This is a genomic window from Mumia sp. zg.B21 (assembly GCF_019550855.1).
Lineage (GTDB): Bacteria > Actinomycetota > Actinomycetes > Propionibacteriales > Nocardioidaceae > Mumia.
In genome coordinates, this window is record NZ_JAHWCJ010000002.1 from 820,809 (window position 1) to 842,714 (window position 21,906).

Sequence of the window (21,906 nt, forward strand, 5' to 3'; positions counted from 1 at the left end):
GTCCGGTGAGGCCGCGAGTGCCGCGGTGAGTCGCTGGCGCGCGTCGTCGGCGACCACCCGCAGAGGGTCACCGGAGTCGCCGGCGAAGGCGATCATGGCCTGAGGATCGAAGGCCTCCACGATGGTGGTGCCCTCATCGACCTGGCGGCCGGCGTGAGACGCCCTGTACGCCGTCACACACGCGTGGTTGAGTTGTCCTATGGCCAAGCCGCTGTGGGTCGTTGCTGGTGTCCTCGTCGTTCTCGTGGGGCTGGTGTGGACCCTGCAGGGGGTGGGCGTCATCGAGGGCAGCGTGATGAGCAATACGACCACGTGGTCGATCATCGGCCCGATCGTCCTGCTCGCCGGCGCCCTGCTCATGGTGGTCGGTGTCCGTGGACGCAAGTCCTGAAGGCGCACCTGTCGGCCGCCGTGCGGTGCTCGGCCTGATCGGTCTGGGCGCCCTCGGGGTGATCACGGGCAGCAAGGTTCAGGCGGGGTTGAGCGAGCTGCTCGCTCCGGTCCAGCTGCGCGACCCGACCGGGTTCACGTCGATGGTTCCGCTCGGCAACACGTGGCGCTACTACTCCGTCACGGGTGAGGTCGAGCCGCGCGCCGCCGGGTCGTACACGCTCAAGGTCTCCGGCCTGGTCGACCGCTCGGCCACGTACTCGTACGCCGACCTCGAGGCGCTGCCGCAGCTGTCGTTCACCGACACCTTCCAGTGCGTGACCGGGTGGCACGTGCCCGATGTGCCGTGGCGAGGCGTGCGGGTCGCCGACCTGCTCGAACGGGCGGCGCCGACCGACGAGGCCGTCGGGGTGCGCTTCCGGTCCTTCGACGGCGTCTACTCGGTGAACATGACGCTCGACCAGGCCCGTGCGGACGACGTGATCGTGGCGCTGCGGATGTACGGCAAGCCGGTCACCCACGACCACGGTGGGCCGGTGCGGATCTACTCAGGGTCGATGTACGGCTACAAGAGCACCAAGTGGCTGTCTGAGATCGAGGTGACGCCGGACAACCGCCCAGGCTACTGGGAGGACCGCGGCTATCCGCTGAACGGGATCATCGGTGAGTGACACCCTGCGCCGCTTCACGCAGGCGGAGCGGTTGGTCCACAAGCTGCTGGCGATCCTCATGGGCATCTGCCTCGTCACCGCGGCGATCCTCTACAACGGCACGCTGGCGATGGGCGTCGGCTACCGCCACGTCGTCGAGCTGGTCCACGTGTGGAGCGGCTTCGCGCTCCCCGTCCCGATGCTCGTCGGCGCGGTGTCGGCGGCGTACAGGCTGGACGTACGACGCCTGAACCGGTTCACGCCGAACGACTGGCGGTGGCTGCGCACGCGTACGCGCCGCGACGGCACGATCCCGGTCGGCAAGTTCAACGCAGGACAGAAGATCAACTCGTGGCTCGTGGCCGGCGCGACCGGGGTCCTGCTCGGCACCGGAGTCCTCATGTACTGGACCGGGCTCGTCCGGCTGTCCTGGCGCTCGGGCGCGACGTTCGTCCACGACTGGACGGCCCTGATGCTCGGGATCCTCGTGATCGGCCACATCGTCTACGCGCTCAAGGACCCCGAGGCCCGCCGCGGGATGCGCACCGGCCAGGTCTCCCGCAGCTGGGCCCAGGACGAGCATGCCGCGTGGCTGGACGAGATAGCCGAAGAGCCGGGTGCGTCCGAGGCCCATCAGTCGCAGAATTGAGACTTCCCGCACAGGATCTGACCAAGGACTGGGGGATTTCCAATGATCCGCCGTCGTGCAGCAGTCGTCTCATACGCCGGGCTGGCCGTCGTCGGTCTGCTGACCGCACCCGCCGCAACCGCCGCCCGCGACTCCCCGGACGACCCGGTGAACCGTGTCGTCGCGATCTCGATGGACGGCCTGAATCCCAGGGCGATCCGTGTGCTGGGCCGGTCCCGCACTCCGAACTTCCACCGGATGATGCGGCAAGGAGCGTCCACCTTGAACGCCCGTACCGCTCGCGAGCTGACCCTGACCCTGCCGAACCACACAGGCATGCTGACCGGCCGGCGGATCGACGCGCGCCGCGGCGGGCACGGGGTCTCGTTCAACACCGACACCGGCACGACCGTGCACCGCGCCGCGGGCCGATACGTCCCAAGCGTGTTCGACGTCGTGCACGACCACGGCCGTTCGACGGCACTCTTCACCGCGAAGACGAAGTTCGCGCTCTTCCAGCGCAGCTGGGGGCCCAAGATCGACCGTTTCACCGTCGACACCGACAACGCCCGACTGGTGAGAAACGTGACGGCCTCGCTGCGGCGGTCGCCTCGGACCTTCACCTTCGTCCACCTGTCGCTGCCCGACCAGGCGGGCCACGCCCGCGGCTTCATGAGTGCGGCCTACCTGCGGGCGGTCCGACGGGCCGACCGGTTGCTCGGACGGATCCTTTCGACCGTCCGTTCCCGGCCGGCGCTGCGGAAGCACACCCTGGTCGCCCTCACCGCCGACCACGGCGGCTCCGGTGCCACGCACGCCGACGCTCGTAGGGTGGCCAACTACCGAGTGCCGTTCCTGGTGTGGGGTCCGGGCGTCGCCGCCGGGCGGAACCTGTACGGCCTCAGCCGTGGTTACCGAGGCCCCGGCTCGGCCCGCACGACCTACCGCGGGCGTCAGCCGATCCGCAACGGCGACCTCGCCAACCTGGTGACCGACGTCCTCGATCTGCCTCGAGTCCCCGGGTCGACGTTCAACCGCCGTCAGCGCCTCGACGCGTTCCGCTGACCTCGGGGCCGTCGTCCTCGGACGCCTCGCCGCGGATCCACCCGCGGCGCAGGCCCTCGTCCACGAGCATGCCGGTCGCATCACCGAGGGCGGTGGATCCAGCGACGACCCCCGACTCGCGTGCGCGGATCGTGGCGAGGTTCGCGCCGGGCAGCCGCCACGTCCCGCCCTCGTTGAACCAGTTGAGCACCATCGGCTCCAGCCGGTCGATCGCCTTGGCGAAGCGCGCCTCCGGTGTCGCGCCGGCCTCGAACTCGTCCCACAGCGCCCGGATGTCCTGTGCTTGGTCGGCGGGCAGCAGCGGGAACAGCCGGTCAGCCGCCGATTCCTCCCGCTCCCGCTGATCGAGGCGCAAGGCTGCGTCGAAGACGGGGCTGTCGCCGGCGTAGATCTCGACCAGGTCGTGGATGATGACGAGCCTCAGCGTGTGACCGACGTCGATCGGCTCGCTCGCGTGCTCCGCGAGCAGCATGACCATCAGCGCGAGGTGCCACGAGTGCTCGGCGTCGTTCTCCCGTCGATCAGCTGCCGCCAACGGTGAGGCACGCACGATCGTCTTGAGCTTGTCGGCCTCGGCGATGAAGGCCAGCTGCGCGGAGAGGCGGTCGTCGATCCCGTCCGGGAACGGGTTGCCCGTGATGATGAGGTCGTCGTCGTCCACGTTGTGGTCCACCACTCGACACTCTCACGCGATGAGTTGCGCCGTCGTCGTCGGTCAGTGCTCTCAGAACGGCCGAATGCGAGGAGCGAACCGATGGCGACCACCCGGAGACAGTCGACCCCGATCTCTGACACCGAGGTCCTGCGACCAGGCGACGACGGGTACGACGGTGCGCGTCAGGTCTGGAACGCGATGGTGGACCACCGGCCCGCGATGATCGTGCCCTGCCGTACGCCCGAAGACGTCGCCGCGGCCATCGAGCACGCCCGTCAGGAGGGCCTGGAGATCGGTGTCCGGTGCGGTGGCCACAGCGTGATCGGGCACGCGGTGCCCGACGGGGGACTGATGATCGACCTGACGCCGATGGGCGCCGTCCGTGTGAATCCGGACCGCCGACGAGCGTGGGTGCAGGGCGGCGCGCTGCTCGGCGCGCTCGACGCGGCCACCCAGCCGTACGGGCTCGCGACCACCGCCGGCAACGTCAGCCACACCGGCGTCGGCGGACTGACGCTGGGTGGCGGCATGGGGTGGCTCGCCCGTCAGTACGGCCTGGCCTGCGACAACGTCGTGTCGTTCGAGCTGGTCACGGCCGGCGGTGACATCGTCCGGGCGTCGGCCGAGGAGGAGCCGGAGCTGTTCTGGGGGCTTCGCGGTGGTGGTGGCAACTTCGGTGTCGTGACGGAGTTCGAGTTCGAGCTGCATGAGACAGGGACCCGGGCGCTCACCGTGGAGCTCGACTTCCCCGCTTCGGGTGCGGCACCCGCCGTCGCGCAGTGGCGCGACCTGAGCGCGACCGCGCCGCGGCAGGCGACGTACACGGCCGACATCGCAGGTGGTGTCGTGACGCTCGGCTTCGTCTGGATCGGTGACCCCGAGGAGGGGCGAGCGCACGCACGCGTCCTCGATGCGCTCCACACGCCCCTCGAGCGACGTGTCGGCGAGCTGTCCTACATCGACCTTCAGCGCATCGGCGACTCCGTCGAAGGCCACTCGTTGCGGCGCTACTGGAAGGGGCACTACTTCCGTGAGCTCACCGATGCCGCGATCGAGGTCCTGGTGGCGCAGGACCCCGCCGTCGCGGCGAGTCTCCAAGCCTACGGTGGCGCGATCGCGGACGTGGCCGACGACGCGACCGCCTACAGCCAGCGCGGTACGGCGTTCGAGTACGTCGCCGCGGTCCGGTGGACCGATCCCACCGAGGACGAGGCGCGGATGCAGTCCGCGCGCGACGCGGGTGCGCGCCTGGAGCACTTCGCCAGCGGGGTCTACGTCAACGTGCTCAGCGACGACGGAGCCGCCGGCGTACGACGGGCGTACCCACCCGCGAAGCTCGCCCGGCTCACTGCCCTCAAGGACGCCTTCGACCCCGACAACGTCTTCCACCTCAACCAGAACATCCCGCCCTCCGGGAGCGCGGCGACCTAGGATCCAAGGTGGCCGAACCCGACTTCCTCACCCGCACGCGGACCTCGTACGACGCGCTCGCCGACGAGTATGCGACGTGGGTCCGCGAGCTGGCGACCAGTCCGTGGGACGACGCCGTGCTCGGCGTGTTCGCCCGACACGTCGCGGGGCGCGGGCGTGTGCTCGACGCGGGCTGTGGCGAGGGCCGCATCACCGCGCAGCTCGCCTCGTTCGAGGTCGATGCGCACGGGATCGACCTCAGTGCGGAGATGATCCGCAACGCGCGGGACGTCCACCCGAACCTGCGCTTCGAGGTCGGGTCGCTGACGGACCTGCGCTTCGACGACGAGTCGTACGTCGGCGTGGTCGCCTGGTACTCGCTGATCCATGTCCCGCCTGAGGCGCTGCCCGGTGCTGTCGCGGAGCTCGTTCGAGTGCTCGAGCCCGGCGGCTGGCTGCTCGCTGCGTTCCAGACCGATGCCGAGACCTTCCGTCCGAACCACCTCAGGGACATCGCGGTGTCGCTCGAGTTCCACCGGCCAGACCCGGCCGCATTCGGCACGCTGCTGGACAGCCACGGTCTCGACGTTGATGCGACCACGGTCCGTGCCGCCGATGTCGAGGCAGGCGAGCGCACTCGCCAGGCGTACGTGCTGGCTCGCCGACGCGCCTGACTTCCAGGCTGCACTGTGCGAAGGGCTGTGTTAGGACCGTAGAGCGACCGCTTCGACGAAGTGCCTCCCCCGGGTCCGGTTTCGTTGCGCTGAGTTCAGCGCGCAGTCTGGAGGAATGATGGCAGAACCAGAGGTGGGAACCCGCGAGGTCAACCCGTTGTTCGCACGTCCGGGGGAGCAGACGACCTACTCCCGCACGGTGCTGCAGGACGACCCGATGCTTCCGGAGACGGCTTATCAGATCGTGCACGACGAGGTCATGCTCGACGGCAACGCACGACTCAACCTGGCGACGTTCGTGGGCACCTGGATGGGCCCCTACGCCGAGAAGCTGTACTCGGAGACGTTCGACAAGAACATGATCGACAAGGACGAGTACCCGGCGACCGCGGCGATCGAGGAACGCTGCTGGCGGATGGTCGCCGACCTGTGGAACGCGCCTGACCCCGCCAACTCGATCGGCACCTCCACGATCGGCTCGTCCGAGGCCTGCATGCTCGCCGGTCTGGCGTTCAAGCGGCGCTGGCAGAACGCTCGCAAGGCCGCGGGCAAGCCGGCTGCTACGCCGAATCTCGTGATGAGCTCGGCGGTCCAGGTGGTGTGGGAGAAGTTCTGCAACTACTGGGACGTCGAGGCGCGCTACGTCCCGATCTCCGAGGAGCACAAGACCCTCGACGGACACGACCTCGACAAGTACGTCGACGAGAACACGATCGGCGTGGTCGTCATCATGGGTGTCACGTACACGGGCATGTACGAGCCGGTGACGAAGGTGGCGGCGGCGCTCGACGAGATCCAGAAGAGCACCGGTCTCGACGTCCCTATCCACGTGGACGGCGCCTCCGGCGGGATGATCGCCCCGTTCCTGCAGGAGGATCTCCAGTGGGACTTCCGCGTCGACCGGGTGCACTCGATCAACACCTCGGGTCACAAGTACGGTCTCGTCTACCCGGGGCTCGGCTGGGTCGTCTGGCGCTCGCGCGACCTCCTGCCCGACGACTTGATCTTCTACGTGAGCTATCTCGGCGGCGATATGCCGACGTTCGCGCTGAACTTCTCACGTCCGGGTGCGCAGGTCCTCCTGCAGTACTTCAACTTCCTGCGCCTGGGCCGCAACGGATACACGGCCGTGCAGCAAGCCTCGCAGGACACCGCGAAGCACCTCGCCGAGGGGATCGCGCAGCATGGCGCGTTCGAGCTGTGGAACGACGGCAGCGACATCCCCGTCTTCGCGTGGCGGCTCAGGGAGGGCCACACCGACAACTGGACGCTGTACGACCTGTCGGACCGCTTGCGCACGTACGGGTGGCAGGTGCCGGCGTACCCGATGCCCGACAACCTGTCCGACCTCACCGTCCAGCGCATCGTCGTCCGCAACGGGCTGAGCATCGACCTGGCCGACAAGCTGCTCGGTGACATCGCCTCGGCCACCAAGGACCTCGACAGCCTGCCCGCCCCGATCCCCCACGCTGTGTCGAAGCAGCAGTTCCACCACTGAGGGGCATGATGAGCGACACGCGAAGCACGCCCGGGCAGAGGGCCGCCAAGGTCTACCTCTCGATGTTCCAGGTCTCGATCTTGACGGTCGTCGCCGTCGCCAGCCTGCGCAGCCTGCCGGCGATGTCGGGGTACGGGCTGGGAAGCATCACGCTCTACCTGATCCCTGCGCTGCTGTTCCTGGTGCCGACCGCGCTGGTGGCGGCAGAGCTGGCCACCGGGTGGCGCGGCGGGGTCTACGCATGGGTGCGCGAGGCGTTCGGCAACAGGTGGGGCTTCCAGGCGATCTGGCTCCAGTGGGTCCAGAACGTCGTCTGGTACCCCGTCCAGCTCGCTTTCATCGCCGCCAGCATCGCGTTCGTGTTCGGAGACAACGACCTGGCCAACTCCGGCATCTACACGGCGATCGTCATCGTCGTCTTCTACTGGATCTGCACCCTGCTGAACCTTCGTGGAGGCGGGCTCTTCGCGAAGGTCGGCTCATGGGGTGGACTCATCGGCACCCTGATCCCCGGGGTCATCCTCATCGTGCTCGGGGCGGTGTGGCTGATCGCCGGCAACAAGAGCCAGGTCCCGATGGAGACGAGCGACGTCATCCCGCCGTTCACCGGTCTCGCGAGCATCGTGCTGATCGTCAGCAACTTCCTCGCCTACGCGGGCATGGAGGTCAACGCCGTCCATGCGAACGACATGAAGCGACCGGGCAAGGAGTATCCGCGGTCGATCTTCATCGCGGCCGGTCTGATCCTTCTCGTCTTCATCCTGCCGACCCTCGCCATCGCTTTCGTCGTCCCGAAGAGCCAGCTCGGGCTGACGACCGGGATCAACATCGCGTTCCAGGCGTACTTCGACCACTGGAGCATCGGCTGGGCGACCGCGATCATCTCCGCGGCGATCGCACTGGGTGCGCTCGCATCGGTCGTCACGTGGATCGCCGGTCCGAGCAAAGGGCTGCTCGCAGCCGGTCGGACGGGCTTGCTGCCACCGTGGCTCCAGAAGGAGAACAAGGCCGGCGTGCAGATCGGGATCCTCATCTCACAGGGCGTGATCGTGACGATCCTCGCCGGGCTGTTCGTGGTGATCCCCAACGTCAGCGCGGCGTTCTTCACGCTGGTCGACATGGCAGCGGCGCTCTACCTGATCATGTACATGCTGATGTTCGCCTCCGCGATCACGCTGCGGAAGAAGGCACCGAACGTCAAGCGCGACTACCGGGTGCCGCTCATGCCGCTGGTCGCGGGGGTCGGGTTCTTCGCGTCTTTGGCGGCATTCCTGCTGGGATTCATCCCGCCGTCCGGCCTGGCGGGGATCCCGTCCAGCGCATACCCGTGGGTGATGGGCGCCGTGATCATCGTCCTGGGCGTCCCGCCGCTGCTCTTCTACGCGTTCCGAAAACCTGCCTGGGATCAGCGCGACGAGCATGAGAAGGGGCAGGCCACGGCGGGAGGGGACAGCCATGCGTGATCTGCTGAGGAGAGGCGCGCTGCTGGTCGCCGTCGTGGGACTGGCCGCGGGGTGCGGGTCGACGAACGAGGACACGGCGGACGGGTTGGCCTCTGACTTCACCAAGGCTGCCGTCGACTCGGGGGTGGCGCCGGAGATGACGCCCGAGCTGGCCAAGTCGCTCTACGGCGACGATGGCGGTGCGGTCTGCGCGGCGCTGGACGACCAGCCGGACGACGTCGCGCTGCCGTGGGCGTGGACGCGGACGCACCGGATGCCGAGCGAGCACGTGAAGGAGCTCGTGGACTATGACCGCGTCGTCGTGGACGTCTACTGCCCCGACAAGGAGGCGACGTTCAATGCCCTCCTTGACGACCTCAACTACGACCCTGACTGAGGGCGGCGACGTCCGTCGAGCACGCCTGCAAGCGCCAGCAGGGTGATGCCCGCGAGCGGGACGACGAGCAGACCGACACGCAGGCTGGTGGCGTCGGCGATGAGACCGACGAGCGGCGGCGACACCAGGAAGCCGATCCGCATCAACCACGTCAGCAGCGTGAGACCGGTGCCGGGCTTGAACCCCGGCAGCTCGTCGGCGCCGTGCATCGCCGCCGGGATCACCGTCGCGACGCCGAAGCCTGCCGCGGCGAATCCGGCGATGGTCGCGGGCACGGACGGGAACGCGAGGGCGGCACCCATCCCGGCGGCCGTGACGAGGCCGCCGACGCGGACGACGGCGCGCTCGCCGTACCGGTCGACCAGCCGGTCGCCCACGAGACGACCGACGAACTGAGCGCCGACCAGCGCGACGTACCCGAATGCGGCGATCGAGCCGGCGGCGCCGAGCGAGTCGCTGAGGTAGACCGCGGCCCACGTGCTCCCGGCGTCCTCCACCAGCGTCCCGGCGATCCCGAGGACGACGAGCGCGCCCAGGACGAGGACGGTCCGTGGCGTGGGACCACCGGAGCGGCTGACACGACGGGGGCGGGCGCCCGGCGCGGCGTCGATTTGCTCCACCGGATCTGCTTCCGGCCCGCGCAGGAGGAACGGGTACGCCGCTATGGCGACGAGCGTGAACAGCGCCGACGACAGGCCGAGGTGCACCGCCGGCGACAACCCGAGGGCCACGGCTCCTGCGCCCATCAACCCGCCGAGCACCGCGCCGGCCGACCACACCGCGTGGAAGGAGTTGAGGATCGAGCGCCCGTACCTGCGCTGCACGCGGAGCCCGTGCGCGTTCTGGGCCACGTCGGTGACGGCGTCAACGGCGCCGAGGAGGAACAGACCGGTGGCGAACGCTCCCGCGCTCGGTGACAGGCCGATCGCGAACGACGCGAGCCCGGCGAGGAACGTCCCGACGACCGCCACCCGGGACGACCGCAGCCTCTGGATCAGCACGCCCGCCGCGAGGCCGGCCACCAAGGCACCGGCGGGCAGCGCCGCGACCGCGAGGCCGTACGAGGCGTTGCTCAGGTCGAGGTCGGCCTTGATTCCCGGGTAGCGCGGGAGGATGTTGGCGAAGATCGCCCCGTTCGTGAGGAACAGCACGGCCACGGCGGTGCGGGCGCGACGCAGGGTCGGGTCGAGGGTCGCGGTCACCGGACGACGATAGGTCATGCGTCCGTCGGGGTCGCCCGCATTCCGTACGCTTTGCCGCCGTGCGCTCAGGCATGCGCCCGTGCGTGCGCACGGCGGTAGGCCGACGGCGTCGTCCCGTAGTGGCGTACGAACGACTGCCGCAGCATCTCCGCCGAGCCGAAACCGCACCGTCGGGCGACGACCGAGAGCGGCTCGGACGTCTCTTCGAGCAGGTGCGATGCGGCCTCCAGCCGCACCGTACGGACATAGCGTGCGGGTGTCGTCCCCAGCTCCGAGGCGAACACCCGAGCGAGGTGTCGCACGCTCACGCCCGCCACGTCGGCGAGCGCCGTGCTGTCGGCTGGAGCGGCCGGATCGGTTGTCACGTACGCGGTGACACGGCGGAGGACCGGACTGTCGGGTGCCGGCGCAGAGGTGTGGATGCTCATCTGCGCCTGGCTGCCGGGACGCTGCAGATACGTGACCAGGTAGCGCGCGACCTGCCGAGCGAGCTCAGCGCCGTGGTCCTCCTCGATGAACGCCAGCGTCAGGTCGAGTGCGCTGGTAACTCCGGCAGCGGTGGCGATGGATCCGTCGCGGATGAAGATGGGCTCCGCATCGACGACGACGGACGGATGGTGCCGCGCCAGTCGTGCGGCGAACTGCCAGTGGGTCGTGGCCCGCCGGTCGTCGAGGAGACCGGCTGCGGCGAGCACCGTCGCCCCGGTGCACACCGAGGCGGTCCGCCGCGCCCCCTCGGAGAGACGGCGGACGTGGTCCCGGACCAGAACGCTCTCGGCGGCGCGCTCGTGCCCCATGCCCCCCGAGACGATGACCGTGTCGAGCGGTGTCTCGACCCGCTCGAGCGCCTCGTCCGCGGCCAAGGTCAGCCCCGACGTGGCGACGACGGGAAGCCCGCCGGGCGAGGCGAGGCGCCACGCGTACGGGATGCGCGGCGTGCCGATCATGTTCGCCATCATCAGCGGGGTGGTGATGCAGGAGATGTCGAGCAGCTCGGCCTGCTCGTAGGCGACCACGACCACGGTGCGTTCGGCCATGCTCGAGTCTAGGCCGAGTGTCAGGTATCCCAGGATCTCGGACACGGAGCGGCGGACCGGCCCGCCGTACGTCCCCGTCGTCCTAGCGTCGCCTCCATGAACCGCTCGACGGAGGCGCGGCCGACCGAGGCCACGTGGCGCACCGGTGGACGATGGCTCGTCCGCCGCTGGCCGACGGTGCTCGGTGTCGGCATCGGCGCGTTCCTCGTGTCAGAGACGAGCGACGGCTCGGAGGCCGCGCTCGTCATCGTCGTGGCCGCGCTCGGCTACCTCGCGACCGCCGTCCTCGACCGGCAGAGCCTCATCTGGGCGGTCGTCGCGGCCGAGATGGTCGTCGTGGTCCTGCTCGAGGCCTTCGGCGTCGACCCGGTCCCTGTGCTCGCGGTCGCTGCCGTCGTCCTGGCGCTGGTCGGAGCGGTCGGACGCCGGTGGGGTCCGTCACGGTTCGAGGTGCTCTATCCGTACCTCACCGCGGTGTTCCTCGTCGCTGGGCTCGTCGGCGCGTACGCCAGCCCGGTGCTCGCCGGCACCGTCGCCGGGGTCGGGCTGATCGGGCACGCCGCCTGGGACGCCGTCCACTGGCACGAGGATGCCGTCGTCAGCAGGCCCTTCGCGGAGTGGTGCGGGACGCTCGACCTGGTGCTCGGGGTCGGCGTGCTGGTGATCGTGCTGCGCTGAGGACGGAGCCCGCCGCTTGATGCCGCGCCGGTGAGCTCAGGAGGCCGAGGTGCGGACGAGCACGCCGATCTTGTCGATGCGGTGCTCGGGGTTGTCGAAGGCGTCGGACCAGTAGTTGCCCTGCGCGTGGTCCTCTGGCGTCGCGCAGGTCGACAGCGTGATGAAAGCACGGCGCGGCTCACGACCGGGTTGCCCGGGGACGGCTGCCCGCTGCTCGGCGAGGGAGCGGGCGGAGCGGAAGGACGTCGAGCGGGTGCGGACGATCTCGTACGTCCATCGGGTCCCGCCGGCGGTCACGTGCACCCGGTCACCGCGATCCAGGTCCGGAAGGTCGAGGAAGGCGCGCGTCGACGACAACCGGTGCGCGGTGACCTGGTAGTTGCCCACACCGCCGGGGCCGGCGCCGCCGCGAGGCCCGTGCGGACTCGCCGCGCGACCGCGGTTCTGGATGCGGGTCCCGGCGGCGTCGTCGGTCCGACCCCGGTACGCGACGACACGGAGACCGTCGACGCCGATCGCGGGTATCGAGAGGACGGCGTCGCGGGGAGGGTTCGCCGGCGTCGCAGGTCTGGCCTCGACGGGCTCGGTCGGTGCTACGGGCGGCGTCGCAGGCGACGTTGCTCGCTCGGTCGTCGAAGAGGGGGCACTCTGTGGTGGCGACGGCGTGCGCGTCTCCTGGGAGACACCGCACCCGGTGACGACCAGGCCGGCGCCTCCTGCGAGCAGGACGACGAGTCGACGCATCTCTCGACGGTACCCGCGCACAGGGGCGCGGGCGCCCTACACCGTCGGCAGCACCTGCTCCGTCAGTCCGTCGAGCGTGCCGAACCGGTGGGCGGTCATGCTCACGGCCTGCTCGTGCAGGAACGGCAGCAGCTCGACCCGCCCCGCCTCGGTCACCGCGTGCCCGTAGACGGCGAGGTCCGGTCGACCGCCCGTCGCCCGCGCCAGGGCTGCCGCGTCGCCACCGACGAGCCGGACCCGCCCGGACGGGAGCTCGGCGGCACGCGCGAACCACGCGTCCTCCGGCTCCACGACGACCGAGGCTCGTGCACGTCCGAACGCGGCGCGTACGGCGTCCGGCAGCGGCACAGCGGAGCTGACCGAGATGGTCGACCCGGTCAGGGCGCCCGCGGCGACGACACGGATCAGCTCGACCAACGGCCGCGACCCGTCGTAGCGCACGGTGACGGGCACGGGCAGGTGGCGCAGGACGTTGCGCTCGAACGGGATGCCGGTGACGTCGGTCGGGCTCCCGAGCTCGGTACGCCACGCGGCTGCGTCGCTGCGCAGCGCACGCTCGAGCGTGCGGAGGTCGTGCACAGCGGCACCCGCGGCGCCGGCCGACTCGAGGAACGGCCGCTGCACGTCGAGCACGGGGTCGGTCGCCGTGGCCTCGGCCGGCTCCCAGTCGACGAGCCCGTGGAGGTAGCTCGGGCCGCCGGCCTTCGTCCCGGCACCGACCGCCGAGCGCTTCCAGCCGCCGAACGGCTGTCGCCGTACGATCGCGCCGGTGATGCCGCGGTTGACGTAGAGGTTTCCGGCCTGCACACCGTCGACCCAGGTGGCGATCTCGTGCGGGTCGAGCGAGTGGATGCCCGCGGTGAGGCCGTACGAGGGGGCGTTCTGCAGAGCGATCGCCTCCTCGAGCGTCGCAGCCGTCATGATGCCGAGGACCGGCCCGAAGAACTCGACCAGATGGGTCTGTGAGCCCGGCGCGACGCCGACCTTCACTCCCGGCGACCAGAGCCGGCCACCGCCGTCGGGCTGGTCGGCGTCGAGCTGATGGGGCTCGACGAGCCACGACTCACCGGTCTCGAGCGAGGTGAGCGCGTCACGAAGCTTGCCGTGGACCGGCTCGATCACCGGGCCGACCTGGCTGGTGGCGTCGGTGGGGTAGCCGACCTTGAGGGAGCGGACGGCGTCGGCGAGCTGGTCGCGGAACCGGCGTGAGGTGGCGATCGGACCGACCAGGATGGCCAGCGAGGCCGCTGAGCACTTCTGTCCCGCGTGCCCGAACGCCGAGGCGACCAGGTCCTTGACCGCGAGGTCGAGGTCCGCGCTCGGGGTCACGACGATCGCGTTCTTGCCACTCGTCTCGGCGAGCAGCGGCAGGTCGGGCCGGAACGTCCGGAACAGCTCGGCCGTCTCGTACGCACCGGTGAGGATGAGCCGGTCCACCCGCGGGTCCGAGACGAGGCGCCGCCCCAGGTCGGACTCCTCGACGTGGGCGAGGTGGAGGACGTCACGGGGGACCCCGGCGGCCCACAGCGCCTCGACGACCAGTGACCCGCACCGCTGGGCCTGGGGTGCCGGCTTCACGACCACCGACGAGCCCGACGCGAGAGCCGCGAGCATCGACCCCGCGGGGATGGCGACGGGGAAGTTCCACGGGGGCGTGACGACGGTGAGGCGCACAGGCACCGGCCGGGCACCATCGGTACGGTCGAGCATCGCGGCCGACTCGGCATAGAACCGGGCGAAGTCGATCGCCTCCGACACCTCCGGGTCTGCCTGGTCGATCGTCTTGCCGCACTCGGCCGCCATCACCTCGACGAGGTCGGCGCGACGGCGCTCGAGCTCGGCAGCGGCCTGCCGCAGCACCTCCGCACGTCCGTCGCCGCCGAGCGAGGACCACGCCGGCTGCGCGCCGACGGCCGCGGCGACGATGCTCTCCAGTGCCTCCGGCGACGTCACCGTGTGGTCGCGGACGAGGTCCTCGCCGCGGGTGGTCGTGGTGGCACGGTCGAGGATGTCGCGTGCCCACTCGCGGTTGCCCGGGAGTGCAGGGTCGGTGTCAGGGGTGTTCTCGAAGCCGGCGGGCGGTACGGGGACGCTGTCGGTACGGCGGTCCTGACGGCGGTTCGGCTCCGGGACCGTCGCGTCGAGCGCCCGGAGCGAGGCGAGGAACCGCGCCCGCTCGCGCGCGAAGAGCCGTTCGTCGCTGTCCAGGTCGAACACCGCGGACATGAAGTTCTCCTGGCTCGCGCCCTCCTCGAGGCGCCGCACCAGGTACGCGATCGCCGTGTCGAACTCTGAGGCGCGTACCACCGGCGTGTAGAGGAGCAGGTCACCGACGGTGCGGCGGACGGCCTCGGCCTGGCCCTGGGCCATGCCGAGCAGCATCTCGAAGTCGACGCCGTCACGGACGCCGCGACGACCGGCGAGCAGCCACGCGAACGCGATGTCGAACAGGTTGTGCCCGGCCACACCGAGCCGGACGTTCGCGATGCGGTCGGGGTGGAGGGCGTAGTCGAGGATCCGCTTGTAGTGCGTGTCGGTCTCCTGCTTGGAGCCCCAGGTCGCGAGCGGCCAGTCGCGTACGGACGCCTCGACGGTCTCCATCGGGAGGTTCGCTCCCTTGACGAGCCTGACCTTGATCTCCGCGCCGCCGCGCGCTCGCCGAGCCGCGGCCCAGTCCTGGAGGTGCGCCATCGTCGCGAGCGTGTCGGGCAGGTAGGCCTGGAGCACGATCCCGCCCTCGAGGTCGAGCAGCTCGGGCTCGTCGAGGAGCCGGGTGAAGACGGCGACGGTCAGGTCGAGGTCGCGGTACTCCTCCATGTCGAGGTTGATGAACTTCTGCGGGGACGCCGCGGCGGCACGCCGGTAGAGGGGGCGGAGCTGTTCGACGACGTGGTCGACCGTCTCGTCGAACGCGAACGGGGAGTGCGGTGCCACCGTCGAGGAGACCTTGATCGACACGTAGTCGACGTCGTCGCGGGCCAGGAGACGGTGCGTCCCGTCCAGCCGACGGGCTGCCTCGCGCTCGCCGAGGACCGCCTCGCCGAGGAGGTTCACGTTGAGCCGCACTCCACGGCTGCGGATCCGGGAGATGGCCGGACCGAGCCGGCGGTCGGAGGCGTCGACGACGAGGTGGCCGACCATCGCGCGCAGGACCCGGCGGACGACCGGGATCACCAGCCCGGGGGCGACCCGCGCCGCGACGGCACCCGCCTTGACCGCTGTGCGCAGGTGCAGGGGAAGGAAGCGCGGCAGGTCGCCCGCGAGGTCGGCGAAGGCCTGCGCGGCCACGCGAGGGTCTTCGGGCCGGATCACGCCGTCGACGAAGCCGACGGCGAACGGCAGGCCCTTGGGGTCCTTCAGCACGGCCGCGAGCTGCTCGGCGGACCGGTCGGCCGGGATGTCCCTCGCGGTGTCCAGCCACTGCCGTACGAGGGACTCGACCTCGTCGGAGAGGTCGGTGGCGAGAGCGTCAGTCTCAGTGGTCGAGGTCATGAGGTTTCGCCGTCCCAGGGTCGTCGAGCGTGTCGTGTTCAGTGTGCGCTCGGGGTGTCGTTAGGTAAAGTGACGATTCTTGACGATGATTCGTCAGGATCTCTGATGAAAGGCGGCCGTCGTGCTTGAGGTTCGACGGCTCCGTCTCCTCCGGGAGCTGGCCCTGCGCGGGACCCTCGCCCGGGTCGCCGAGGCGCTGCACCAGAGCCCGTCGTCGGTCTCCCAGCAGCTGACCCAGCTTGAGCGCGAGGTCGGCGTCCCGCTGCTCTTCAAGTCCGGTCGCGGCGTGCGCCTGACGCCGCAGGCCGAGATCCTCGTCGAGCACACCGAGGCGATGCTCGCGCGGCTGGAGCAGGCGGAGTCCGATGTCGCGGCCTCCCTCGAACGCCCGTCCGGCTCGGTGCGGGTGGCCGTCTTCCAGTCCGCGGCGCTCGCCCTGCTTCCCGCGGCCCTCACGTGGCTGGACGCCGAGCACCCCGATCTCCGCGTCACGGTCGTCCAGCGGGAGCCCGAGACCGCTCTCGCGGAGACCTGGGCACGTGACTTCGACCTGGTCGTCGCCGAGGAGTACCCGCACCACGCTGCACCGCGTCATCCGGGCCTCGACCGGCTGCCGCTCACGACCGACACGCTCTGGCTCGCCATCTCGCCCGATGCTGCCGAGCACCGCCGGATCGAGCGCATCGAGGACGCGGCGCACGTGCCGTGGGTGATGGAGCCCGTCGGAGCGGCGTCGCGGCACTGGGCCGAGCAGGCGTGCCGACGTGCGGGCTTCGAGCCCGACGTACGGTTCGAGACCGCCGATCTCCAGGCGCACCTGCGGCTGGTGCAGTCCGGTCACGCGGTCGCCCTGCTCCCCGACATCCTCTGGAAGGGGCTGCCCGCACCGGCGCGGCTGTGCCCCCTCCCGGACGACCCGCAACGCTCGATCTTCACGTCCGCGCGGCTCTCGGCGGCGTCGAGTCCTGGCATCGCCTCGTGCCGGCGTGCCCTCGCGTACGCCGCCGAGTCGCCGCGCTGACGCCACCGTCGCCTCAGTGCACGGCGGCGACCGGCTCGCGCACCTGCGCCGGCGTCACCATCGCGAAGAGGTCCTTGGGATCGCTCGGCTCGGCGACGAGGTCGAGCGCCGCCTCGTACGAGGTGCCGCGGACGGCATCGCGGACGAAGCGCAGCGCGGTGAAGTCCTCGATCGCAAAGCCGACGGAGTCGAAGACGGTGATCTCGTCGGCCGACGTACGACCCAGGGCCTCTCCGGCGACGACCGTCCACAGCTCGGTGACCGGGAACTCAGGACCGAAGGCCTGGATCTCACCCTCGACACGGGTCTGCTCCGGATACTCCACGAACACCGACGCGCGTTCGAGGATGGCCTGGTCGAGCTCGGTCTTGCCCGGGCAGTCACCGCCGATCGCGTTGATGTGGACCCCGGGGGCCACATCGGCGTCGCGGAGCACGGTCGCGTTGGTCTTGTCAGCGGTGCACGTGGTGATCACGTCGGCGCCGAGGACGGCGTCGGCGGCGCTGCTCGCGACGGTCACCTCGAAGCCGAGCGGCTCGAGGTTGCGGACGAGCTTCTGCATCGCGGCCGAGTCGGTGTCCCAGATCCTGAGCCGGTCGATGCCCAGGGCCGCCCGGAACCCGAGCGCCTGGAACTCCGCCTGCGACCCCGTCCCGATCATCGCCATCGTGGAGGCGTCGCGACGGGCGAGCCAGCGCGCCGCCATCGCCGACGTGGCCGCCGTCCGGAGGGCCGTGAGCAGCGTCATCTCGGCGATGAACGTCGGGTATCCGTTGTCGACCTGTGCGAGCACACCGAAGGCGGTGACGGTCTGGAAGCCCCGCAGGGGGTTCTTCGGGTGCCCGTTGACGTACTTGAAGCCGTACTCGTCGCCGTCGCTGGTCGGCATCAGCTCCATCACGCCCTCGCGGGTGTGAACGGCGTGGCGGGGCGACTTGTCGAACTGCGGCCAGCGGCGGAAGTCGCCCTCCAGTGCCGTCACCATGTCGCCGATGATCTGCTCGGCGCCCTGCTCGGCGATCCAGCGGCGCATGCCGGGGACGTCGACGAACGAGACGGTGGTCATGCGCGTACCTCCAAGGTGCAGCACTTCACGCTTCCGCCGCCCTTGAGCAGCTCGCTCAGGTCGACGCCGATCGGGTTGAAGCCCCTCTCCCGCAGGCGCTCGTGCAGGTGCACGGCCTTGTCGGTCAGGACCACGTTGTAGCCGTCGGAGACGGCGTTGAGGCCGAGCACCTCGGCGTCGGCCGCGGTCGCGATGATGGCGTCGGGGAACAGCTGACGCAGGATCGCGTTGCTCGCGGCGCTGAAGGCGGGCGGGTAGTAGGCGATCGTCTGGTCGTCGATCGCCGCGAGGGCCGTGTCGAGGTGATAGAACCGGGCGTCGACCAGCTCCAGCGAGATCACCGGTGCGCCGAAGAACTCACGGGCCTCGTGGTGGGCGGCCACTGACGTACGGAAGCCGGTGCCGGCGAGGATCAGGCGTCCGACGACGAGGAAGTCGCCCTCACCCTCGTTCTGCGAGGCCGCCTGGATGGTCGGTCGGAGCCCGGCCTCGTCGAACCATGCGTGATAGGCGGCACCCTCCGGCTGCCGCTCGGCGAACGTGAAGCTGGCCGCAATGGCCTTGCCGTCGTAGACCACCCCGCCGTTGGCCGCGTACACCATGTCCGGGAGTCCCTCCACCGGCTGGATCAGCTCGACGCGGTGGCCGAGGCTCTCGTAGGTGGCGCGCAGCACCTCCCACTGGGCCACCGCCAGGTCGGTGTCGACCGGCTTGGTGGGATCCATCCACGGGTTGATCGCATAGGTCACGTCGAAGTGCTCTGGTCGGCACATGAGAAACCGGCGAGGGATGGCCTCGCCGGCCGTCGTCGAGCTGACCGCGTGCTCCGCCGGCGAGGGCAGCGGAGCGCGGGTGGTGATCGTCATCGAGTACCTCCGTGTCATCGGTGACTCGAAGGTATGTCGACAAGCGTTCCGCCAGTGGGCCGCATTCGTTGCGAAGATCAGGCCCCGACCAGCGATCTGTTGTGGGGTTGACGCGGATTCGTCAGCGGGTCTCGTGCAGCCGACCCGCGAGGGCGCCCTCGACGACGGCGACCGTGACACGGCGGCACCGGGGGCGGCCGTCGGGACCTGATCGCTCTTCCCTGCGTCCGCTATTGCAAATTGATCCGGTCAATTGATCTCGGCTGAGGTGGCAGTCTCATGAGACAGGCGTATCTGTCCCACCCGGTCTGGCCGCGTTTCGATGCTGGGCAGCGGTGGCCGAGCCCGGAAGAGCTGAAGGAGATTTCGTCCCGCGGTTGGGGGTTGTTCTCGAGCTGCCCTGGGGGGCAACATCGCTCGAACCGCTCCTTCCGCTCGCCCGGACACTGCGCGATCTGGTCCTGAGGGGCGGGTCTGGCGTCGACCTGTCAATGCTCGACGAGTTTCGTCAGTTCGAGCTCCTTCAACTTGACCAGGAGCTCGAGTCTGCGGGTCCGGTCGATCTTTCGGGGCTCACAAATCTCACCGAACTGACTGGACGGGCAGATGTCGTTGTTACAGGTGTCTCGGCACCTCGACTGGCGCACCTTGAGGTGCTGGAAGGTCGGCCCGATCTCCTTGAACGTGTCACCGGGGCGCTTCGTTGGCTGCGTGTTGACTCATCGCCTGTCGCGGGGTTGCCGCGGATGGGTGTAGGGGCCACTGTGATCTTCGGCAGTGACGAGGTCGCGGACTTCTGTTTCGAGATGGACGATGCCGCTGAGAAGGGCGAAACCATCGGGCTTCTCGAGTCTGCTCTCGACGTGGTTCTGGAGGATCCCAAAGGCGCTGACCGCGGCGAGGTGCTGGTTGCGGTCGCAGCGGCTGCCCTCGTGGCGCTGTCAGCGGGGAACACAGTTGAGCTGGACGAGTTTGACGTCAACGGGCCCGAACGCTGAGTCCGTCTGACCTGAGTCCTCCTCCGGGGCTCACGGCGGATGCGGTCCGTCTGCTCGGAATCGTCGCTCAGCCGCTCGAGCTCCATCCGTGGGTGGACCCGCTCTGAGGTCTCAACCACTAGAGCAGACCACTGATCGACCCCTTGTAAGACCCTGCCAAGGTGTCGGCATCGTCGGCGGCCTGTGGCTGATGGGCCCCCGCCGCGACAAAGGCGCAGTAGGCACGGCTGCTCCACGACGTATCGCATCCCAGGGCGGACGACATTGACGAAGTATGGTGCTCAACTCCTCGATCCGGAGATCGCTCGGGCCACTGCTCGCGCCATAATTGGTGATCGGCCCCTCATCGTGGAATCCGAGAGACGGAAGCGTGGCCTAGCCCTCACGATGAGCCGCAAGCAAGCCCCGGTCGAGCCTCTCCGGAGGGAGATGGCCTTCATCGAGCTCTCGGGGGCCGGCCTGTTCGAGCTTGCGATCGAGGGTGGATTCGGTCTCATCGAGATCGATGACTGCGTGGATTCGTGGGACGAAGTATTCCGCCTCATGGTGCGCCTCTCTGTTTCCTATTTCGATGGTGAAGGTGAATGGTGCGCGATACGGCCGATTCGCGGTCGGACTAGGCACGGCTTGCGGCTCGCAGTGGAAGGCGATTCCTACCTTCTGGAAGGGCCCACGTTCGAGACGTCGTCATGATGAGGCGCTGCCGTGACGCGAACGAGCGCGACCGGACGGGCAGCCCTTCGCCGGGTTGACTCGACTCGGCACTGAGGCTCGAACCATGTTGGCGAACGCCGGGACGCGGTGCGCCTCCTGGGATAACTTGTGCGAACGTTGTTCGTCCTCGTTCCCCGGACTCGTCTCGGATGTCGCTGCACGCAATGAAATAAGGGAAAGCAGGGAAGTGGTATGTGGACTGTTGAAGAGCGCGACGCGTTTGTCAGGTCGGGAGAGAAGTTGGCGCGCGCGATCCTCGAGTACACCGAGTCGATGTCGAACCTCACGTCAAGCTCGGAAACTCGCGAGGCCTTCTCTTTCGACGACCCGCTTGTCCATGCCATTGAGGAGTACTCGGATGCGCTATCGGATTATGCCAATACTGTTCCTCCCTTCGCCGTCGAGGATGAGGACGAATTTCACGCGCCCGGAATCGACATGCTTGATCCCGCGGAGTCGTCGACCCAGATCTCAGTTATCTCGAGAACCGACTACTCCGTCGTTGACCGAGACGCGTTCGAAGGTGGTGCTCCTCCGCTGGTGGGGGTAGGGATAGACAACGGAGATCCAGTTGGGTTGGGTGAGGTGTTCCTGCGGTACGCCGAGTCGGGAGGCTCGTGGTTCTCCGTGGAGGCGCAAGGCCTTGAACGAGCGGCGTGGTCTGCTGTCGTCATCGGCACCGGGGAGTTGGAACGATGCTCCACGGACGAATGGTTAGAGCGTCTTCGTGATCTCACCGGGAACAAGCCAGTCTTCGTCGCGGAAGGCTGAGCAGACGGCGCGGCGAGCAAACGGTGAGGTGCTCCTCGAAGTGCGGATGACGTCTCCGCCGACATCTGGGCGACGCGCTAGAGCGGGGTGTCTCAGTGCCGACCCACAGGCTTCTGGGCGTGGTCGCTGCTCATGCCGGGGACGAAGATGAGGCGGAAGATCATTTCTTGGCCATCTCACACTGTCCGAGGATCCCGAGCTCGCAGCGGAAATCTTCCTCGACCTCGCGTTGGACGGGAACGTGCGAGGTGCGCGCGGGTATGCCTTGGCGCAACGAATGCTGGGCAACGATGCACTCGCCGAGGCAGCGCTGCGTGACTGTGTCTGGACGCTCTGGAGGCGGCTGACGATCTTGTGAGACTGCTCGTCGAAACTGGACGGGAGAGCGAAGCTCGCGATCTGATCGACTCGCTTACGGACGAGTACTCAGACGAATGGGCACAGGGAAATCTTGGCGAGTGCATTTCCGGCGGCTTCCGGTACGGACCAGGCCTCATCGTGACGTCCA

Annotated in this window: 21 protein-coding genes; 14 read left to right on the top strand and 7 right to left on the bottom strand. The window is 69.2% G+C overall.

Annotated features, from left to right (window positions below):
- The first annotated feature begins 199 nt into the window (after positions 1–199).
- The 4 genes from KV100_RS12770 to KV100_RS12785 are packed head-to-tail and all read left to right on the top strand — an operon-like array spanning position 200 to position 2,733.
- Positions 200–391: a hypothetical protein gene (locus KV100_RS12770; protein ID WP_220343414.1), complete on the top strand. Its 192-nt coding sequence runs from the start codon at positions 200–202 to the stop codon at positions 389–391.
- Entirely contained in the window at positions 375–1,061 is a 687-nt protein-coding gene (locus tag KV100_RS12775; RefSeq protein WP_220343415.1) for a molybdopterin-dependent oxidoreductase, read from the top strand. The genes KV100_RS12770 and KV100_RS12775 overlap by 17 nt, the downstream gene beginning before the upstream one ends.
- The gene (locus KV100_RS12780; RefSeq protein ID WP_308291431.1) at positions 1,054–1,689 is read left to right on the top strand and encodes a cytochrome b/b6 domain-containing protein; all 636 of its coding nucleotides are present in this window, start codon (positions 1,054–1,056) and stop codon (positions 1,687–1,689) included. The genes KV100_RS12775 and KV100_RS12780 overlap by 8 nt, the downstream gene beginning before the upstream one ends.
- A gap of 42 nt (positions 1,690–1,731) precedes the next feature.
- A complete protein-coding gene (locus KV100_RS12785; protein WP_220343416.1) occupies positions 1,732–2,733 on the top strand; it encodes an alkaline phosphatase family protein in 1,002 nt (333 codons plus the stop codon).
- Here the strand turns inward: KV100_RS12785 and KV100_RS12790 are convergent.
- A complete protein-coding gene (locus tag KV100_RS12790) occupies positions 2,699–3,406 on the bottom strand; it encodes an HD domain-containing protein (RefSeq protein WP_308291432.1) in 708 nt (235 codons plus the stop codon). The genes KV100_RS12785 and KV100_RS12790 overlap by 35 nt on opposite strands.
- A gap of 81 nt (positions 3,407–3,487) precedes the next feature.
- On the opposite strand from KV100_RS12790, the gene KV100_RS12795 reads away from it, so the two are divergent.
- From KV100_RS12795 to KV100_RS12815, 5 genes are all read left to right on the top strand, one after another.
- A complete protein-coding gene (locus tag KV100_RS12795; RefSeq protein WP_220343417.1) occupies positions 3,488–4,819 on the top strand; it encodes an FAD-binding oxidoreductase in 1,332 nt (443 codons plus the stop codon).
- 8 nt (positions 4,820–4,827) lie between these two features.
- Positions 4,828–5,472 carry a bifunctional 2-polyprenyl-6-hydroxyphenol methylase/3-demethylubiquinol 3-O-methyltransferase UbiG gene (locus KV100_RS12800; protein WP_220343418.1) on the top strand — a complete coding sequence of 215 codons (645 nt, stop codon included), beginning with the start codon at positions 4,828–4,830 and terminating at the stop codon, positions 5,470–5,472.
- 118 nt (positions 5,473–5,590) lie between these two features.
- On the top strand, positions 5,591–6,970 hold the full coding sequence (locus KV100_RS12805; protein WP_255566134.1) for a glutamate decarboxylase: 1,380 nt from the start codon (positions 5,591–5,593) through the stop codon (positions 6,968–6,970).
- A gap of 8 nt (positions 6,971–6,978) precedes the next feature.
- Positions 6,979–8,433: an amino acid permease gene (locus KV100_RS12810; protein WP_255559648.1), complete on the top strand. Its 1,455-nt coding sequence runs from the start codon at positions 6,979–6,981 to the stop codon at positions 8,431–8,433.
- The gene (locus KV100_RS12815; protein ID WP_220343421.1) at positions 8,426–8,809 is read left to right on the top strand and encodes a hypothetical protein; all 384 of its coding nucleotides are present in this window, start codon (positions 8,426–8,428) and stop codon (positions 8,807–8,809) included. Before KV100_RS12810 ends, KV100_RS12815 begins: the two co-directional genes overlap by 8 nt.
- On the opposite strand, the gene KV100_RS12820 is transcribed toward KV100_RS12815, so the two are convergent.
- Both KV100_RS12820 and KV100_RS12825 read right to left on the bottom strand, forming a co-directional pair.
- Positions 8,794–10,011 carry an MFS transporter gene (locus KV100_RS12820; RefSeq protein ID WP_220343422.1) on the bottom strand — a complete coding sequence of 406 codons (1,218 nt, stop codon included), beginning with the start codon at positions 10,009–10,011 and terminating at the stop codon, positions 8,794–8,796. The genes KV100_RS12815 and KV100_RS12820 overlap by 16 nt on opposite strands.
- Positions 10,012–10,076: 65 nt before the next feature.
- Positions 10,077–11,048, bottom strand: a complete 972-nt coding sequence (locus tag KV100_RS12825) for a GlxA family transcriptional regulator (protein ID WP_220343423.1) — start codon at positions 11,046–11,048, stop codon at positions 10,077–10,079.
- Between the two features lie 96 nt (positions 11,049–11,144).
- Between KV100_RS12825 and KV100_RS12830 the strand changes: the two genes are divergently transcribed.
- Positions 11,145–11,726, top strand: coding sequence for a hypothetical protein (locus KV100_RS12830; protein WP_220343424.1), 582 nt, complete (start codon positions 11,145–11,147; stop codon positions 11,724–11,726).
- 36 nt (positions 11,727–11,762) lie between these two features.
- Here the strand turns inward: KV100_RS12830 and KV100_RS12835 are convergent, their stop codons facing one another.
- Complete coding sequence (locus tag KV100_RS12835) at positions 11,763–12,470, bottom strand: sortase domain-bontaining protein (protein WP_220343425.1); 708 nt, start codon at positions 12,468–12,470, stop codon at positions 11,763–11,765.
- A 36-nt stretch (positions 12,471–12,506) separates the two neighbouring features.
- Entirely contained in the window at positions 12,507–15,962 is a 3,456-nt protein-coding gene (locus KV100_RS12840) for a bifunctional proline dehydrogenase/L-glutamate gamma-semialdehyde dehydrogenase (RefSeq protein ID WP_220343426.1), read from the bottom strand.
- 121 nt (positions 15,963–16,083) lie between these two features.
- Here KV100_RS12840 and KV100_RS12845 point away from each other — a divergent pair, with 121 nt between their 5' ends.
- Entirely contained in the window at positions 16,084–16,983 is a 900-nt protein-coding gene (locus KV100_RS12845; RefSeq protein ID WP_220343427.1) for a LysR family transcriptional regulator, read from the top strand.
- A gap of 13 nt (positions 16,984–16,996) precedes the next feature.
- Here the strand turns inward: KV100_RS12845 and KV100_RS12850 are convergent, their stop codons facing one another.
- Together KV100_RS12850 and ddaH are read right to left on the bottom strand one after the other, a co-directional pair.
- A complete protein-coding gene (locus KV100_RS12850; protein WP_220343428.1) occupies positions 16,997–18,049 on the bottom strand; it encodes an ornithine cyclodeaminase in 1,053 nt (350 codons plus the stop codon).
- Positions 18,046–18,915: a dimethylargininase gene (ddaH, locus tag KV100_RS12855; protein WP_255566136.1), complete on the bottom strand. Its 870-nt coding sequence runs from the start codon at positions 18,913–18,915 to the stop codon at positions 18,046–18,048. Before ddaH ends, KV100_RS12850 begins: the two co-directional genes overlap by 4 nt.
- A gap of 335 nt (positions 18,916–19,250) precedes the next feature.
- Here ddaH and KV100_RS12860 point away from each other — a divergent pair, with 335 nt between their 5' ends.
- From KV100_RS12860 to KV100_RS12870, 3 genes are all read left to right on the top strand, one after another.
- Positions 19,251–19,913 carry a hypothetical protein gene (locus KV100_RS12860; protein ID WP_220343429.1) on the top strand — a complete coding sequence of 221 codons (663 nt, stop codon included), beginning with the start codon at positions 19,251–19,253 and terminating at the stop codon, positions 19,911–19,913.
- A 429-nt stretch (positions 19,914–20,342) separates the two neighbouring features.
- Positions 20,343–20,606, top strand: a complete 264-nt coding sequence (locus tag KV100_RS12865) for a hypothetical protein (RefSeq protein WP_220343430.1) — start codon at positions 20,343–20,345, stop codon at positions 20,604–20,606.
- 213 nt (positions 20,607–20,819) lie between these two features.
- Positions 20,820–21,398, top strand: a complete 579-nt coding sequence (locus KV100_RS12870) for a hypothetical protein (protein ID WP_220343431.1) — start codon at positions 20,820–20,822, stop codon at positions 21,396–21,398.
- Positions 21,399–21,906: the final 508 nt, after the last annotated feature.

Excerpts from the sequence above, each read along its gene's own strand:
- KV100_RS12770 (WP_220343414.1), top strand. The coding sequence starts at position 200 with ATGGCCAAGCCGCTGTGGGTCGTTGCTGGTGTCCTCGTCGTTCTCGTG.
- KV100_RS12785 (WP_220343416.1), top strand. The coding sequence starts at position 1,732 with ATGATCCGCCGTCGTGCAGCAGTCGTCTCATACGCCGGGCTGGCCGTC.
- KV100_RS12795 (WP_220343417.1), top strand. The coding sequence starts at position 3,488 with ATGGCGACCACCCGGAGACAGTCGACCCCGATCTCTGACACCGAGGTC.
- KV100_RS12805 (WP_255566134.1), top strand. The coding sequence starts at position 5,591 with ATGGCAGAACCAGAGGTGGGAACCCGCGAGGTCAACCCGTTGTTCGCA.
- KV100_RS12810 (WP_255559648.1), top strand. The coding sequence starts at position 6,979 with ATGAGCGACACGCGAAGCACGCCCGGGCAGAGGGCCGCCAAGGTCTAC.
- KV100_RS12815 (WP_220343421.1), top strand. The coding sequence starts at position 8,426 with ATGCGTGATCTGCTGAGGAGAGGCGCGCTGCTGGTCGCCGTCGTGGGA.
- KV100_RS12825 (WP_220343423.1), bottom strand. The coding sequence starts at position 11,048 with ATGGCCGAACGCACCGTGGTCGTGGTCGCCTACGAGCAGGCCGAGCTG.
- KV100_RS12830 (WP_220343424.1), top strand. The coding sequence starts at position 11,145 with ATGAACCGCTCGACGGAGGCGCGGCCGACCGAGGCCACGTGGCGCACC.
- KV100_RS12835 (WP_220343425.1), bottom strand. The coding sequence starts at position 12,470 with ATGCGTCGACTCGTCGTCCTGCTCGCAGGAGGCGCCGGCCTGGTCGTC.
- KV100_RS12840 (WP_220343426.1), bottom strand. The coding sequence starts at position 15,962 with ATGACCTCGACCACTGAGACTGACGCTCTCGCCACCGACCTCTCCGAC.
- KV100_RS12850 (WP_220343428.1), bottom strand. The coding sequence starts at position 18,049 with ATGACCACCGTCTCGTTCGTCGACGTCCCCGGCATGCGCCGCTGGATC.
- ddaH (WP_255566136.1), bottom strand. The coding sequence starts at position 18,915 with ATGACGATCACCACCCGCGCTCCGCTGCCCTCGCCGGCGGAGCACGCG.
- KV100_RS12865 (WP_220343430.1), top strand. The coding sequence starts at position 20,343 with ATGGCCTTCATCGAGCTCTCGGGGGCCGGCCTGTTCGAGCTTGCGATC.
- KV100_RS12870 (WP_220343431.1), top strand. The coding sequence starts at position 20,820 with ATGTGGACTGTTGAAGAGCGCGACGCGTTTGTCAGGTCGGGAGAGAAG.